This window comes from Kosakonia sp. MH5, assembly GCF_009935945.1.
GTDB lineage: Bacteria > Pseudomonadota > Gammaproteobacteria > Enterobacterales > Enterobacteriaceae > Kosakonia > Kosakonia radicincitans.
In genome coordinates, this window is sequence record NZ_QODH01000005.1 from 318,876 (window position 1) to 334,993 (window position 16,118).

Here is a 16,118-nt window from a genome sequence, read left to right on the forward strand (position 1 = left end):
CCCCTATGTTTAAGAAATTAGCCTGTTTTACTGGCTGGCTGGCGGTACTGTGCCTGTCGCTGATATTCAGTTTTATGCTCGGCCTGTGGCAAGGATGGAGCACCCCGGGGATCCTGTTGCTATGGCTGCTGGTGATGGTGCTTACCGCGCTGTTGTGGCACTCGCTTCCCGAGATATTGCTGCTTGTCAGAGGGAAAAAAGGCCGCCGCTGGTTCACCAAATACCGCTTATCGCGCCGGGAATATGTGCTGTTTAATCACTGGAAAGCGGGTGCCTCGGTCATCAAACGCATTCAACGTCGGCGTACGCATCTTCCGTGGTATTTGCTGGTCGGCGAACGTGGTGGCAAAAGTACGCTGCTTGCCAGCGCAGGGCTGCCCCGTTTTTATGGTGATAACGCCGACGGCACAACCGCCCCGACCCGCACGCTGCAGTGGTGGTTTTTTCGCGATCTGTGCGTGCTCGATCTGTCGAGCAATTTTTTAAACGGTGCTGCCACCTTCCGCCAGGCCTGGAGCAAACTTGCCCGCTGGTGCACGCGCATTCCCGCGCCTGGCGGCATCATTATTGCGTTGCCGATGAGCCAGTTAATGCGTGGCGATCTCAGCCAATTGCATGCGCTGGCCCGCCAGCAACGTAGCCTTGTCGAACCGCTGGTCAGGCACTATGGCGAACGTTTACCCCTCTATGTTTTAGTCACCCAGTGCGATAAGTTCCCCGGTTTTAGTTTGTGGCAGCATCAGCTCTCTGACGCCCAACGCCAGCAGGCATTGGGTTACACATGGAGCGTGCCGCCGCATATTGATGGCCAGGACGACACCACGCTGCAACCGCTATTCGCGCGTCTGCACGAAGGGTTTTCTCTCGTGCGTCTGAGTATGGCGCGCCCGGCCACGCTCAGCGCGCCTGAGTACAATACCCTGTTGGATTTCCCGGAAGCCTTCGCCCGTCTGGAACCCGCCCTGCGCTACACGCTGGCCGCCCTGTGCGAAGCCAACGCCTATTTCAGCCCGGCCACGCTGAAGAGCATCTGGTTTTGTTCCGCCGAACCGCAGGTGGAAAATCAGGGTCGCCGCACCAGCTATTTCATCCAGGATCTGCTGACCCGCCACCTTCCGGCATTGAGTTTAAAAAGAAGCGGACTGCGTTGGTATCAGCGTTCATTCGGCAAAACCTGCTGCTACGCCGCAATCGGTATCTGCGCCCTCTGGCTGGCGATAAGCGCCAGCATGAGCGCCATGCGCTTGCGATCCGGGCTGGCAGAATTAGCGCCGGATAAGCTGGCGGCGTTTGTTGCCGCAGACGAGCAACATGCAACGCTGGCGCTGCCCTGGCTGCCGTTTATGCCTTTATTCAACCAGCAACAACGCGAGGCTGAAACGTTGCTTGCCCGCATTCCAGTGACGGCGCGCCCTGCCCGGCAGACGCTGGAAGCGTATCAGCAACGCGCCCTTAGCGCGTCGCCCGCACAACAGCGACACGACATTCTGCAACTGGCGGCGGCGGTCACGCGCTGGCGACAAATGCAGCATGGCACGCCGCTGGATACGCTCGCCGAAGCCGCGCCGATTAGCGACGAGCTGACGCAAAATGTCTATCCGTCGGCATTATCGCCGCTGACCCGGCTGGCGCTGGAGCGTTATTACATTCAGCGTCCCTATGGCGAACGCTGGTTGCAGAACGCACAACGGGTGCTGGAAAATCTGGTCAATCACGATCTGTCGTTACGCTGGTTACAGGCTCCGGACGCCGCATTTCCGCCGCTGCACGCAGCAACATTCTGGCCAGCATTACCCGATTCACTTGTTCTTGACGGGAAATGGACACAGGCCGGTGAAGCCACCGTTAATCAATGGATGGCAGAGATTGAAGCCGCTGCCGATCGTACTGAACCGATTTTTCAGCCATTGCGTGAAAGCTGGCAGGAGGCGAGGCAGCAGGCATGGCGTCAGTATCTGATCGACGTGACGGCGCACCTTTCACCGGATGAAACCGGCACGGCGTCGCGCCGCCAGTTGATTGCTATCAGCCAGAATCAAAGCCCGGCGATGCGCTTTGCCGCCCGCATCGTTGACGAGCTTGAGGCCATTACGCCGGAACACGCGCAGCCCTGGCTGACCACGCTGCGTGACGTTCAGACGCTCGCCCGTGCGGGCGATGGCGCCGCGCTGCTGCAACGCACCGAGCGGCTCAACAAACAACTGCGCCTGTCCCTTGCTGCCTGGTTTCAGGGCAAAACTCAAACGGCCGCGGCTGCGACAGCGCAATCTGCCCAACAGGCATGGCTCGACTGGCAAAAGTCCCGTAACAGCGCCGTTAATGCGGCCGTAGCACAGGAAAAACCCGGCGATACGTTAACGCGTGGGCTTTTTACCCCCGGGCAACAAAAACCGGACACCAACCCGCTGGGCACTCTCCTGCCGGCACTTGCCACGTTGCAGGAACGCGTCTCGCCCGATGAGATCGATGCGGATGTGGCGGCGGTGTGGCGGCTGTATCAGGATGATTCCCGCGCGCTACTGGCGAACGCGATGGCCAGCAGCGCGTGTTGGTTGAATGCGCAATGGAAAAGCAGCGTGATCTGGCCGCTGGGGAAAAATGCCGAAAAACGCAGCTACGAAGAGCAACAAGAGCTTAGCCAGCAACTGGTGGGCAATTTTCTGCGCGGCCCGGCGAAGCCCATGCTGTCGGTGGACAATAATGGTCTCCGCGCCGCCGGTTTTGCCAGCATGACGTTGCCATTCACGGCGGAATTTAGCCAGTTTCTCCGTAACGCCTTCCCTGCGGATATTCTTCAGGATCTGCCGCAACGCACCACCACCAAAATCCAGGATCAGAAAGCAACGTTGCAGGCCAAAGTCGCGGCGCTTGAGTTGCAACAAAGCAAACTCGAAAAACAGGTTGTGAAAACAACGGTCACCAGCCTGCCAGCAACCATCGCCGAAGGCGCGCAGGTTATCCCAACCGGAACACAGCTATTACTGAACTGCCAGAAAGGCGACCAGCTGCTCAGCAGTATGAATTTTGCCGACAAAGCCGATTTCACCTGGCAGCCGGGACAGTGCCACGGCGTCACGCTAAGCGTTATGTTCCCTGATTTTGTCGCCGTTGATCAGATTAATGGCGACGACGCCTGGCCGTGGTTTGTCAGCCTGTTCTCTTCAGGAGAAACGCTGATCGACAGCCATGATTTCGGTGACAGCGCAGAGTTGCTTAAGCGATTAGGCATCAAACAGATCCTCGTTCGTTTTGCCATGTCCAACACCCGCCCCCTTGAGGAGGCGTGGCAAAGCTGGAAAACGAACGCCGATGAAATCAGTTCCCTCACCCAACAAATCAGCGATCTCAACGAGCAGTCAGCGTATCCGCAACCTGACGAGTTAGCGGCGCACGCGCTTTCTGGTTTGCCCGACGAAATCACACAGTGTCAGTAACACCATTGAAGGTACTTTTATGAGCCATCATTTAAAACCAATAATTAATAAGCTTTCCGCTGAGGGACGAGCGGTACTTGACACCGCCGTCAGCCATGCGGTTTCTCTGCAACATACAGAAGTGACGCCAGAACATTTACTGATGGCAATACTGCGCCAGCAAAGCCCATTGATTGAGCAACTGGGATTACAGAGCGGGCTGCCAGTCAGCCGGTTGTTTGAGGTATTACAGCAGGAGCTTCAGCGCCAGCGGCCGCAACAAAACGCCGCGCCCCACTTTTCCCTCGCGCTGACCGAGTGGTTTATTGCGGGCTGGTTATTAGCAAGTAGCCACTGGGGACAAACCCAACTGACGCCCGCCGCTCTGCTGGGTGCGTTATTTGATGACGGCAATGCGTTACGGTTTGCCACCCCGGTGGAAAAAGCACTGCAATGCGACCGCCCCAAAGCGCTGGCGTTGCTGCAAAGCATCTATGCGCCCGCGCCTGCTCGCGACGAACAGCCAGCGGCCAGCACGTCTGCGCTGCAAAAATACACGCGCAATCTCAGTGAACTGGCACGTAAAGGCGAACTGGATCCAGTTCTGGGCCGCGAATCCGAGCTGCGCCAGATGGTGGATATTCTGTTACGCCGCCGCCAGAACAACCCAATTCTTACCGGCGAGCCAGGTGTCGGGAAAACGGCGCTTGCCGAAGCGCTGGCGATGCGCATTGTCGCAGGCACCTTTCCACAGATGCTGGAATCGACAGAGATTTTGACGCTGGATTTGGGCTTATTGCAGGCCGGAGCGAGCGTGAAAGGTGAGTTTGAAAACCGGCTTCAGCAGTTACTGAAGGAGGTCGCCCGCGCACCCACGCCAATTATTTTATTTATTGATGAAGCGCACACGCTGATTGGCGCAGGGGGATCCGCCGGACAAAGCGATGCGGCTAACTTACTTAAACCCGCGCTGGCGCGCGGCGAGTTGCGAATTATTGCCGCCACAACCTGGGCGGAATATAAAAAATACTTCGAGAAAGATGCCGCGCTGGCGCGCCGCTTTCAGCTCATTAAAGTGGCGGAGCCGGATACAGATAAGGCAACGACGATGTTACGCGCGATGGCACCGGCCATGTCCCGACATCACGGGATCCCCATCCTCGAAAGCGCCATCCATGCCGCTATCTCCCTCTCCAGCCGTTACATTGCCGAACGCCAGCTTCCCGACAAATCGGTGAGTTTACTGGATACCGCCTGCGCCCGCGTGGCGATATCACAAACTCAGGAACCGAAAGAGATTGAGGCGATCTGCGTGCAACTGCGCGCCATTGAATGCGAGATAGCAGCACTGAAACGAGAAAACAGTGCGCCTGAGCGGCGGGAAAAACTTCGTCAGCAGGCCACGAACTTGCAGAGCGCTCTCGATTCATTGCGCCAGGAATGGGATCGGCAAACGCTGTTGGTACAACAGTTACAGCAGAGCCAGGATGCCGAAGAAATTACGCGGATGCGTGAAGCGCTGGCTGCATGTCACCAACAGCATGCAATGGTGTTTGAGTGCGTGGATGCCGCCTGCGTGGCGGACGTGGTTGCAGACTGGACCGGTATCCCGCTCGGACACATGCTGGAACAGGAGCACCAGCAACTGGACACCCTGTGCGAACGGCTTGAACAGCGGATTATTGGGCAAAGACATGCCCTCAAGCATATCACTCAACAAATTCGTATCAGCCGTGCCGGGCTTGCCGATCCGCAAAAACCCACCGGCGTTTACATGCTGGCCGGTCCCTCCGGAATCGGCAAAACCGAAACGTCGCTGGCGCTGGCAGAACTGCTGTATGGCGGGGAAAAGAGCATGGTGACCATTAATATGTCCGAGTACCAGGAAGCGCACTCCGTTTCCGGGCTGAAAGGTTCACCGCCAGGCTATGTGGGTTACGGTCAGGGTGGCGTCCTTACCGAAGCCGTCCGCCGTAATCCCTACTGTGTAGTACTGCTGGATGAAGTGGAAAAAGCGCATCCGGACGTCATGGAGCTGTTCTATCAAATTTTCGATAAGGGCATCATCGAAGATGCAGAAGGACAGATGATTAACTTCCGTAACACACTGATTATTATGACGTCGAATCTGGCCAGCGCGGCGCTGATTAGTGCCTGGGAAAAAGGCAAAACGTCGCCGGAGGCGTTGTGCAATATTATTCGCCCTGAGTTTGAGCGCGTTTTCAGCCCGGCGTTGATGGGACGCATGACGCTGATCCCTTACCTGCCCTTGCAGCCGCAGGAACTGGCACAGATCATCGAGTTGAAGCTTCAGCACCTGTGCCGCCGTTATCAAACCGCGACAGAAAGCGATTCACGCCCCGGCTGGACAAATAAAGTGGTTAACTGGGTGGCAAAACGCTGTCAGGTGCAGCAAAGTGGCGCGCGCGATATTGACCAGATATTGACGTCACATTTATTACCGGTTCTGGCTAACCATGCGTTAACCCCAGCGGCAAAAAATGAAGTGAAAATTGATATCCTCAAAGATCAGCTGGTGTTGAAAGTATAAAGACTAAAGTTAAATTTATTTCGCCCTGTAATGAGAGTCCAGCGTCAGGATCGTTTCGCTGAGGTTTTGTCGCTGGCTTTTGATTTATGGTTTATACTGATTCCATTCAGCAACTTTGCGTAACAACTTCATATAATAAAACATAAAAATCGTGAATGGATTGGAATATTATACATTTAATATTTTATCAAAAATAATTTAATTCTTTCAAACCTGGATAAGAAAAAACAAAAAACCAGACAAGGTATCATCATTAAAAACTCAGAATAATAAACAAATCATTCAACCAAAATAATCCAGAGTTAACATTCATACAATTTATATTATTCATACTGACATTGTGAAAAACACCTTACATAATAATACAAGTAATTGATTTATAGAATATTTATTTACACCAACATATAAATATGTGAGATAAGAATCTTATTAAGAGGAAATATTTTTAAATTTATTGCCCTTACAATGTATGCTTATGCTTGTCGAAAGTGAATTCAATAAATAACCAAAAGGGGAATTAAATGAACTCGCATATATATCGCATTAACAATGAAGTGGACTTTAATATAACTGAACGAACTCTGTGCCGATGCGATATGTACTTGCCACCAGCATTATTGACTAAACCTGCATCTAAATGCCTTGAGCTTTTAATAACAAAAAAGCCCGGGGAGATTGTCACGCATAATGAACTTTATGATTATGCGTGGGAAAAGCGCACCAAGGAGACATCACCCAACACCTTATATCAAACCATATTCCAAATCAGACGTATTATTGCCACGACATTTAACACTAAAGAGCAATTCATTCTGACGCTTCCACGAGAAGGATTTTACTTTAATCCAGCGGTGAAAATCGAACCGCTTGAATATAAAGTAACCCACACAGATAAATACATCTCCAGAAATTTGAAATTTGCGTTACATACAGCAAACCACGAATCTGAAATTCATGCTCAGCTTAACACGCTGCATCAGATTCTGCTGGATGTATGCGACAAGGTTAGCTTTATTGAAAAACTCACCCGCACGGAACATGAAAGCAAGGCGCCCACTGGCTACTTTTTAAAATGAACCGAAGGCCATCTGTGGAGATCGTTTAACTTCTTACTGCAAAAAGGTTATCTATGAAAAACAGGACATAATTCGATCATTAAAAAAATAACAAACGCATCACTTATTCTAAATTAACTACATCTGTCTCACTTTTGAGTTTTTTCGCATGATGTGTACTCCTTTGTCGGTAATGTTGCGGAGCAGATCTCGCATTGCCGGCCAGTTACAGGTCATCACTGCCATTGAATCGTCTCAACGAGGAAAGCGATTTATCCGCAAAGCAGAGTATATTATTGAATCCTTCGGCTTATGCTAGCCTGTTATTACATTATTAAATCTTCCGCTATCAATTCCTGCCTTATGAATAAACCTTAGCACTTAATTAAGACAGATATTATGGCGTTCAATCATAAACATTCATAAACTACAACTACGATTAATAAACATTATTACGAATCAACTGAAAAACGGTGACCTCCGTAAGACACTGTTCATGCTGTGTTTCGCTTTCAGCGATTTACAGCGTTCTTCCTTTAACTCAAATAATTTTCGAGGCGCACATGCGAATATTAGGGAAAAAGATCAAATCCAATATATTTAATGATTCATATTTTGAGCTTGAAAGCTGGAAAAAGGTTTATCGAAAAACACTTTTAATACCGCAAACATCACCCTCAAGAAAAAATGCTCATCGCGACAATTTAGCTTTAATACATACAATCCGTGATATAAAGGATGATAATTCACCATTTTTTAACGGCAGAGCAGAAGATATTATTGCCACATGGGATATAGTGAGCAGTTCGCTTATTCGTATGCAATCGTCCTGCTACGATCGTAGCCAATGGGCCGATGTGGGATTTATCCTTGCTGCTCCACCGCAAAATATCATTGGCACATTTCACAAAGATGTCTGGTTTCCCAACCATGCAGGAAATCAAAGTTGGGAAAATAAAAACTCCTACTCGCTCAGTGACAGATATTTTTTGGGCATCAATAAGAGCTACAATAATGCAAAGGTGAGGAAATATATAAAAAGCGCTATGCCTGACCAAACCTATGCCTCCATGATGAGCCCGGAAAGGCTGATTTCCGAATCTGACGGCGTATATCATAACGAAGTGCTGATTGTGGGTAAAAAAGATATCAATACCTATGCTGATTTTCCTCCCACCGACAGGGTGAAAGTTTGCGGTATCTATTTTTACTATGAAAGAGGCCAAAACCATAAACTTCCGCAGTATCAACAAAACAGAGAATTAATTGAAAAATTAAAACAGCACAACCCCGACCTGCCTGTCATCGAACATTCCGTCTGGGGGGGTGAGCTTTCCGCTTTTTCGTGGTAAAGGCGTTTATCCCACCTTTTCTCCTGGCCAGTGGCGGAGTCTCTCCGCCCTTTTCCCTCTCTTTCTCCCCCCGCCAACAGACGAAGATCTGCTCATCCTCCCCGCTTTTATGGGTACGATCAAACAAGGCACAAAAAACCGGAACAAGCGTAGCGCGATTGCTAAGGTTGATGAGACAGCAATAAATTTATGTGACGTTTGTCGATTTTTTATGCATTAAAAGAAAGGTATTAGCTATCAAATCTGTAGATTTATTCAGGTACCTTTTACTGGAAGCAGTGTATATCGTAACGGCATTACACAAGCAAATGGAGCCAGATATGAGCACGTCAGATGAACAACCCCTCTCTTCAGCCGTCGAGAAATGCCCTTTCCATGATAAAGCCAGCAAGCAGAGCACTGCCGGTGCCACCAGCAACCGCGACTGGTGGCCGAATCAGTTGCGTGTCGATCTGCTGAACCAGCACTCTAACCGCTCCAATCCGCTGGGTGAGTCCTTTAACTACCGCGAAGAGTTTAAAAAACTCGACTACTCCGCACTGAAAGCTGATATCCGTAACGTGTTGACCGATTCACAATCCTGGTGGCCTGCCGACTGGGGCAGTTACATCGGGCTTTTCATTCGTATGGCCTGGCACAGCGCCGGAACGTACCGTACCGTTGATGGCCGTGGCGGTTCCGGACGCGGCCAGCAGCGCTTTGCACCGCTGAACTCCTGGCCAGATAACGTCAGCCTTGATAAAGCGCGCCGCCTGCTGTGGCCGGTAAAACAGAAATATGGCCAGAAAATCTCCTGGGCCGATTTGATCATTCTGGCGGGGAACGTGGCGCTGGAAAATGCCGGTTTCCGCACCTTCGGTTTTGGCGCGGGCCGCGAAGATGTCTGGGAACCGGATTTCGACGTCGACTGGGGTAACGAGAAAGAGTGGCTGAGCCATCGTCATCCGGAAAGCCTGGCGCAGGCAGCGATTGGTGCCACCGAAATGGGGCTGATTTACGTCAACCCGGAAGGCCCGAATGCCAGCGGTGAACCCGTTTCCGCAGCCTCGGCGATTCGCGCCACCTTCGGTAATATGGGGATGAACGATGAAGAGACCGTCGCGCTGATCGCCGGTGGTCATACGCTGGGTAAAACCCACGGTGCCGCAAAACCGGACGACTACGTAGGCCCGGAACCGGAAGCCGCGCCGCTGGAAGCGCAGGGCTTTGGCTGGATGAACAGCTATGGCAGCGGCGCAGGCGCTGATGCAATTACCTCCGGGCTGGAAGTGGCGTGGACACAAACGCCAACCCAGTGGAGCAACTACTTCTTCGAGAACCTGTTCAAATATGAGTGGGTACAGACCCGCAGCCCGGCTGGCGCGATCCAGTTTGAAGCCGTCGATGCGCCGGAAATCATCCCGGACCCGTTTGATCCGGCGAAAAAACGTAAACCCACCATGCTGGTTACCGACCTGACGCTGCGTTTTGATCCGGAATTCGAGAAAATTTCTCGCCGTTTCCTTAACGATCCGCAGGCATTTAACGAAGCCTTTGCCCGCGCATGGTTCAAACTGACGCACCGTGATATGGGGCCAAAATCCCGTTACATCGGACCTGAAGTTCCGCATGAAGATCTGATTTGGCAGGATCCGCTGCCGGCGGCCACTTATCATCCTGACGGCGCAGATATCGCCAACCTAAAAGCGGATATCGCCGCATCAGGCCTGTCGGTCAGCGATCTGGTTTCGGTGGCCTGGGCTTCCGCTTCCACCTTCCGTGGCGGCGATAAACGCGGCGGCGCTAACGGCGCACGTCTTGCGCTTGCCCCGCAAAACAGCTGGGAAGTGAATGCCCGTGCGGTGAAAGCCTTACCGGTACTGCAACGCATTCAGCAGGCGTCGGAAAAAGCCTCGCTGGCCGATATCATTGTGCTGGCCGGTGTGGTTGGCGTTGAGCAGGCGGCAGCATCGGCAGGTGTACAGGTGAATGTGCCGTTTACACCGGGACGTGTTGATGCACGTCAGGATCAAACGGATGTCGACTCCTTCAATCTGATGGAGCCGCTGGCCGATGGTTTCCGTAACTACCGCCGCGTGTGGGATGGTGTGAGCACCGAAACCCTGCTGATTGATAAAGCACAGCAACTGACGCTGACCGCCCCAGAACTGACAGCGCTTGTTGGCGGGCTGCGTGTTCTGGGTGCTAACTACGACGACAGCAAACACGGCGTCTTTACCGATCGCGTCGGGGTGCTGAGCACCGACTTCTTCGTTAACCTGCTGGATATGCGCACCGCGTGGAAAGCAACCGATGAAAAAGCGGAACTGTTTGAAGGCCGCGATCGTCAGAGCGGAGAAGTACGCTACACGGCGACACGCGCCGATCTGGTCTTCGGCTCCAACTCGGTACTGCGCGCATTGGCAGAAGTCTACGCCAGCAGCGATGCGAAACAGAAATTCGTTATCGATTTCGTTGCCGCGTGGACGAAAGTGATGAATCTGGATCGCTTCGATCTGCAATAAACTGCACTGCGGCAAACAACACACCTGCGGGATCAAACCCGCAGGTTTTTTTATGTCTGTCGCCTATTTAGTGACAGTGTCACATGTGTCTGCAAGCAAAAAAATCCCGACGAGGCTGCCGGGAAACCGTTGATAACGAGTTTTGCTGACCGCGCTCCGCGATCGAAGAGTAACAACTGATGAAGCCAGACACCGCGAGAAGTACGCTTCGGGGCAGGCTTGCGCCATTAAACGGCAGGAATGTAACGCAGAGATGACGGCGGGATTTCAGGAAAAATAAGCACCATGGCGACATCATTATTCCTGTCGCCTGAAAACAGGTCTTCAAAAAATATAGTTTAAAAATCAGTCAGATGCTGAGGCCTCTTCTTGATCGAGCCTGAGCACAAAATGGTTATTATGGCGGGTGATTTTTGCGCCGCTGTCGCCATAATTCGCAGAAAGCATGAAGAAGGCATCGGCATCGACATCAAATGCCAGCTCCACCTCCGTCTGCTTACCAGAGGTAATCATTTGATATGCCTGCTTTAAGTTATACGCTTTTGCAATTGCCATGGATAAATCCTCGCGTGAGATGCGACCGATAAAAATCCTGTACTCTAGTTATAGTAGCGATTTGGAAATTCGTTTGCTTCTCATTAACGGCCTTTCAGATTTGGATCAGGTCAGCCCTTACGCTTAAAATTCTGTTCGCATCTTGACTTATAATGTGGCAAGTGTACTTTTCAGGACATGAAGAGATTCCTGATTATCGTTCCCGATGGCGGCATGTTATTCGAAGCCGCCGGAATTGCCGACATTCTGATGCAGGCCAATCGCCTGCATGCTGATGAAACCCAACAGCCCCGTTACCGGGTGAGCATCGCCACCACGCAGCCGCACCAGGTGATCCACGGCCAGTCTGGCCTGAATCTGCTGGCCGATTTCCGTTTGCCGGAACTGGACCCACGCGAGCCATGGGATACCATCATGATCACCGGACGCGGAACCAATGAAGAAGAAGGCACCGCCGTCGTTGACTGGCTGCGTCTTGCCGCCCCCCATGCCGACAGAGTGGCTTCCATCTGCGGCGGCGCGATGCTGCTGGCAGAAACCGGGTTGCTTGATGGTCGGCGTGCCACCACCCACTGGCGGCTGCTCGAAACCATGCAGTCGCGCTACCCACTGGTCAAAGTCGAAAGCGGCCCGCTCTATATTCAGGATGGGCCGATATGGACTTCCGGCGGTGTCAGCTCCGGCTTTGATCTGACGCTGGCGCTGGTCGAAGAGGATTATGGTTTCACCCTCGCCCGCGACGTCGCGCAGGATCTGGTGATGTATTTGCGCCGCCCCGGCGGCCAGTTACAGTTTAGCCGCTACCATCTGCAACAGGCAGAGAGTATCGGGCCGGTCAGCGAGTTGCAAAGCTGGATCCTGGAAAACCTGACCGGCGATCTCTCGGTCGAAAAGCTTGCCGAACGCGTGGCGATGAGTCCGCGCAATTTCACCCGCGTTTTTACCCGTGAAACCGGCATCCCTCCGGCGCGTTATGTTGCTGAAGCGCGGCTTGCCGCTGCCCGACACCGCCTGGAGCAAACCCGCGAAACGCTGGAGAGCGTGGCCGCCGCCACGGGTTTCGGCAGCAGCATCAACTTACGCCGCATCTTTGAGCGTCAACTGCACCTTACCCCCGGCGAGTATCGCCAGCGCTTCCACTGCCGCAAAATGGCGTAAAGTGATCCTTATCCGTCCTTTACGCCAAAACGCTGCCGCCCTAAAGTGACTTCAGACACGAAAAAGAAGGAGTCAATCATGGTTAAGGTCGGCATTAACGGTTTTGGCAGGATCGGGCGCAATGTACTGCGCGCCGCGCTCGGTAACCCAGAGATTCAGATCGTCGCCATCAACGATCTGACGGACAGCAAAACCCTCGCCCATCTGCTGAAACACGATTCATTGCTCGGCACGTTGCCGGTTCCGGTTGAAGCAGGTGAAGGCCAGTTGTTTGTCGATGGCAACGCGGTGCGCGTTTTCAGTGAACGCGATCCGGCGAACATTCCGTGGCGCGACGTTGGCGTGGAAATTGTGATTGAAGCCACCGGATTCTTTACCGATCGCGAAAAAGCCGCGGTGCATATCAGCCACGGCGGCGCAAAACGGGTGATTATCTCCGCGCCGGGGAAAAATGATGACCTGACTATCGTGCTCGGCGTTAACGACACGCAGTACGATCCGGCGCGCCACTTCGTGGTCAGCAACGGCAGTTGCACCACTAACGGGCTGGCGCCTGCTGCCCAGGTACTGCACCAGAACTTTGGTATTGAACACGGGTTGATGAATACCACCCACGCCTACACCAACAGCCAGGCGCTGCACGACCAGCCGGAAAAAGATCTGCGCGGCGCGCGTGCCGCAGCGCTCTCCATCGTGCCTTACTCAAGCGGCGCGGCGAAAGCGCTCGGCAAAGTGATCCCGGAACTGGACGGACGGCTGACCGGTTATTCGCTACGCGTACCGGTACCGGTGGTGTCGATCGTCGACTTAACGGTAACGCTGAAACGCAATGTGACCGTGGAAGAAGTGAATGACGCTTTCCGTAAAGCCGCCGCAAACGGGCCGCTGAAAGGCATTCTCGGCTACAGCGATGAGCCGCTGGTGTCCAGTGATTATCAGGGCGATCCGCGCTCTTCCATTATCGACGGCCTGTCGACGCTGGTGATTGGCGGCAATCTGGTGAAAATCCTCGCCTGGTACGATAACGAGTGGGGCTTCTCCAACCGGCTGGTGGATCTGACGAAACTGATGGCGCAGCGCGGTTTATAATCCGTCGCCCCCCCAACAAACCACGCTACGGCGTGGTTTTTTATTGCTCGTCGCTGCCGCTCAGCGCGGCGAGCAGCTGTGCGCGGCGCTGCTCAAGGGTGGCGATTTGCGCTTCAATACGACCGAGGCGTTTACGCTGCAGTTCACGGGTTTGCGGGCAAAATGCGGCCCCTTCCGTGCTGCGCATGCATTCCGGAAAGGTGGCGATTTCCGCCAGACTAAACCCGGTAGCAATCAATTGTTGGATCTGACGCACCTGCCCGACCACCTGTGCAGAAAAATACCGATAGCCGTTACAGGCCCGCGTAGAACATAACAGACCATATCGATCATAGTGACGAATAGAGCGCACGCTGACGCCTGTTTGCCGGGCGAGTTCGCCAATCGATAGCATTTTTTCTCCTCGTTTGCTGCTTGACTCTGACACCAGTGTAAAGGTTGAGGATAGCCACGAATCGTTAACCGGAGGAACATTTTATGCTGTTATCGCGTGGTCGTAATCTTGCCTTCATCCTGCTGCTGTTTTGCGCCTCACTGTACGCGCAGGATAAACACTATACCGTTGTCTCGTCAGACGGGGTACCGTTGGCTGTACAGGAAACCGGCGCTGCGGACGGTCAGCCCATCATCTTTATTCATGGGCTTTTAGGCAGCCATCTTAACTGGGAGAAACAGTGGCAGGATCCCGCCCTGCAGCGCTTTCGCCTGATCAGTTTCGACCTGCGCGGCCATGGCTTATCGGGCAAACCGGAGCAAGCAACAGCTTATACGGAAAGCCGTCGCTGGGCGGATGATGTTGCAGCCGTTATCAAAGGCAGCGGCGCAAACAAGCCGCTTCTGGTGGGCTGGTCGCTGGGTGGCGCCGTAAATAGCCACTATCTGGCGGCCTACGGCGATAAACAGATTGCTGGCGTGTTGTATGTCGATGGCGTGGTCGAACTCACACCAGAGCAAATACCGGCTCACCCGCAGGTTTATCAGGATATGGTGTCAGCGGATCTGAAAACCCATCTGGCAGGTGAGCGTGATTTCCTGCGTCTGTGCTTCCATCAGCAACCCGACACCGCCACGTTTGAGCGTCTGCTGGCTAACGCTGCGCTGGCCTCGTGGACAATGCAACGCGCGGTGCCGCAAATGAAAGTGTCACTCGCGCAGGGGCTGGGCAAAGCAAAAGTACCGGTACTGTTTATTTACGGGGAAAAAGATCAACTGGTGAACCCACAAGCTTCACTGGCGCGGGCCAGAAGCGTAAATCCGCACATACGTACGCTGCTGTACGCCGATTCGGGACACGCGCCCTTTTTAGAAGAACCGCAGCGTTTCAACCGGGATCTGGCGGCATTTGCCGACTCACTCCAGTAACAAAACGGGGCATAACGCCCCGTTTTTTTATCGCAACACTATCACAACGACATATCCACCACGATGCGGCCGGTTATTTTCCCGGCGCGCATGCGATCAAAGATGCTGTTGATATTCTCCAGCGGTTCAACGGCAATTTCCGCATGCACTTTATTGCGCCCGGCAAAATCCAGCGCCTCTTGCAGATCTTTGCGCGTTCCCACAATGGAGCCGCGCACGGTGATGCCATCCAGCACCATGTCGAAGATCGAGAGGTCGAATTTGCCCGGCGGCAGCCCATTTAGCACCATCGTCCCGCCACGGCGCATCATGGTGGTTGCCTGTTCAAACGCTTTTGGTGACACCGCCGTGACCAGCACGCCGTGCGCGCCGCCAAACTCGGCGTGGAAGCGCTTGCCGGGATCCTCTTCGCGCCCATTGACGACCACCGATGCGCCGAGCCGACGAGCAAATTCGAGCTTGTCATCGTCAATGTCCACCGCCGCCACATTCATCCCCATCGCCACGGCATACTGGATCGCCAGATGACCCAGACCGCCGATCCCGGAGATCACCACCCATTCACCGGCGCGGGCTTCCGTCATCTTCAGCCCTTTGTAAACCGTTACCCCGGCACAGAGGATTGGCGCAATCGCGTGGAATTCGACGTTATCCGGCAGGATGCCGACATAGTTGGCGTCCGCCAGGCAATATTCGGCAAAAGTACCGTTTACCGAATAACCGGAGTTCTGTTGCCCGTGGCACAAGGTCTCCCAGCCGCTCAGGCAGTGTTCGCAGTGCCCGCAGGCAGAATAAAGCCACGGCACGCCAACCCGATCGCCCTCTTTCACATGCGTCACGCCCGGCCCCACCGCAACCACGTGACCAACGCCTTCGTGGCCGGGAATAAACGGCGGATTCGGTTTCACCGGCCAGTCGCCTTCTGCGGCATGCAAATCGGTATGGCAAACGCCGGTCGCCTCGATCTTGACCAGAATTTTGCCCGGCGCTACCGCAGGCACCATTACCTCTTCAATCACCAGCGGTTGCCCGAATGCTTTAACCACTGCCGCTTTCATCGTTTTCAATTGCATATCATT

At 53.5% G+C, this 16,118-nt stretch carries 11 protein-coding genes; 8 read left to right on the forward strand and 3 right to left on the reverse strand.

Annotation, left to right across the window (positions count from 1 at the left end; genetic code table 11):
* Window positions 1-5 precede the first annotated feature (5 nt).
* From DK872_RS16000 to katG, 5 genes are all read left to right on the forward strand, one after another.
* Window positions 6-3,434: a type VI secretion protein IcmF/TssM N-terminal domain-containing protein gene (locus DK872_RS16000; RefSeq protein ID WP_161518530.1), complete on the forward strand. Its 3,429-nt coding sequence runs from the start codon at window positions 6-8 to the stop codon at window positions 3,432-3,434.
* 19 nt (window positions 3,435-3,453) lie between these two features.
* A complete protein-coding gene (tssH, locus tag DK872_RS16005; protein ID WP_161518531.1) occupies window positions 3,454-5,964 on the forward strand; it encodes a type VI secretion system ATPase TssH in 2,511 nt (836 codons plus the stop codon).
* Between the two features lie 521 nt (window positions 5,965-6,485).
* Window positions 6,486-7,040 (forward strand): winged helix-turn-helix domain-containing protein, encoded by a 555-nt coding sequence (locus DK872_RS16010; RefSeq protein WP_007371745.1) that lies wholly within the window; start codon window positions 6,486-6,488, stop codon window positions 7,038-7,040.
* Window positions 7,041-7,582: 542 nt separating this feature from the next.
* The gene (locus DK872_RS16015; protein WP_007371744.1) at window positions 7,583-8,371 is read left to right on the forward strand and encodes a hypothetical protein; all 789 of its coding nucleotides are present in this window, start codon (window positions 7,583-7,585) and stop codon (window positions 8,369-8,371) included.
* Between the two features lie 320 nt (window positions 8,372-8,691).
* Complete coding sequence (katG, locus tag DK872_RS16020) at window positions 8,692-10,875, forward strand: catalase/peroxidase HPI (protein ID WP_035888614.1); 2,184 nt, start codon at window positions 8,692-8,694, stop codon at window positions 10,873-10,875.
* A 345-nt stretch (window positions 10,876-11,220) separates the two neighbouring features.
* Here katG and DK872_RS27345 read toward each other — a convergent pair whose 3' ends face one another.
* The gene (locus DK872_RS27345; protein ID WP_007371742.1) at window positions 11,221-11,430 is read right to left on the reverse strand and encodes a hypothetical protein; all 210 of its coding nucleotides are present in this window, start codon (window positions 11,428-11,430) and stop codon (window positions 11,221-11,223) included.
* Window positions 11,431-11,607: 177 nt separating this feature from the next.
* Here DK872_RS27345 and DK872_RS16025 point away from each other — a divergent pair, with 177 nt between their 5' ends.
* Both DK872_RS16025 and gap read left to right on the forward strand, forming a co-directional pair.
* Window positions 11,608-12,588 carry a GlxA family transcriptional regulator gene (locus tag DK872_RS16025; protein ID WP_090396681.1) on the forward strand — a complete coding sequence of 327 codons (981 nt, stop codon included), beginning with the start codon at window positions 11,608-11,610 and terminating at the stop codon, window positions 12,586-12,588.
* A gap of 78 nt (window positions 12,589-12,666) precedes the next feature.
* Window positions 12,667-13,677, forward strand: a complete 1,011-nt coding sequence (gene gap, locus DK872_RS16030; protein WP_035888616.1) for a type I glyceraldehyde-3-phosphate dehydrogenase — start codon at window positions 12,667-12,669, stop codon at window positions 13,675-13,677.
* A 40-nt stretch (window positions 13,678-13,717) separates the two neighbouring features.
* Here the strand turns inward: gap and DK872_RS16035 are convergent, their stop codons facing one another.
* On the reverse strand, window positions 13,718-14,071 hold the full coding sequence (locus DK872_RS16035) for a MerR family transcriptional regulator (protein WP_007371738.1): 354 nt from the start codon (window positions 14,069-14,071) through the stop codon (window positions 13,718-13,720).
* An 83-nt stretch (window positions 14,072-14,154) separates the two neighbouring features.
* Here DK872_RS16035 and DK872_RS16040 point away from each other — a divergent pair, with 83 nt between their 5' ends.
* Window positions 14,155-15,039 carry an alpha/beta fold hydrolase gene (locus DK872_RS16040; protein WP_035888618.1) on the forward strand — a complete coding sequence of 295 codons (885 nt, stop codon included), beginning with the start codon at window positions 14,155-14,157 and terminating at the stop codon, window positions 15,037-15,039.
* Between the two features lie 41 nt (window positions 15,040-15,080).
* Here the strand turns inward: DK872_RS16040 and adhP are convergent, their stop codons facing one another.
* Window positions 15,081-16,112, reverse strand: coding sequence for an alcohol dehydrogenase AdhP (adhP, locus tag DK872_RS16045; RefSeq protein WP_035888619.1), 1,032 nt, complete (start codon window positions 16,110-16,112; stop codon window positions 15,081-15,083).
* Window positions 16,113-16,118: the final 6 nt, after the last annotated feature.

Coding starts and splice junctions, on each gene's coding strand:
- DK872_RS16015 (WP_007371744.1), top strand. CDS start 7,583: ATGCGAATATTAGGGAAAAAGATCAAATCCAATATATTTAATGATTCA.
- DK872_RS16025 (WP_090396681.1), top strand. CDS start 11,608: ATGAAGAGATTCCTGATTATCGTTCCCGATGGCGGCATGTTATTCGAA.
- katG (WP_035888614.1), top strand. CDS start 8,692: ATGAGCACGTCAGATGAACAACCCCTCTCTTCAGCCGTCGAGAAATGC.
- adhP (WP_035888619.1), bottom strand. CDS start 16,112: ATGCAATTGAAAACGATGAAAGCGGCAGTGGTTAAAGCATTCGGGCAA.
- tssH (WP_161518531.1), top strand. CDS start 3,454: ATGAGCCATCATTTAAAACCAATAATTAATAAGCTTTCCGCTGAGGGA.
- DK872_RS16010 (WP_007371745.1), top strand. CDS start 6,486: ATGAACTCGCATATATATCGCATTAACAATGAAGTGGACTTTAATATA.
- DK872_RS16035 (WP_007371738.1), bottom strand. CDS start 14,071: ATGCTATCGATTGGCGAACTCGCCCGGCAAACAGGCGTCAGCGTGCGC.
- DK872_RS16000 (WP_161518530.1), top strand. CDS start 6: ATGTTTAAGAAATTAGCCTGTTTTACTGGCTGGCTGGCGGTACTGTGC.
- gap (WP_035888616.1), top strand. CDS start 12,667: ATGGTTAAGGTCGGCATTAACGGTTTTGGCAGGATCGGGCGCAATGTA.
- DK872_RS16040 (WP_035888618.1), top strand. CDS start 14,155: ATGCTGTTATCGCGTGGTCGTAATCTTGCCTTCATCCTGCTGCTGTTT.
- DK872_RS27345 (WP_007371742.1), bottom strand. CDS start 11,430: ATGGCAATTGCAAAAGCGTATAACTTAAAGCAGGCATATCAAATGATT.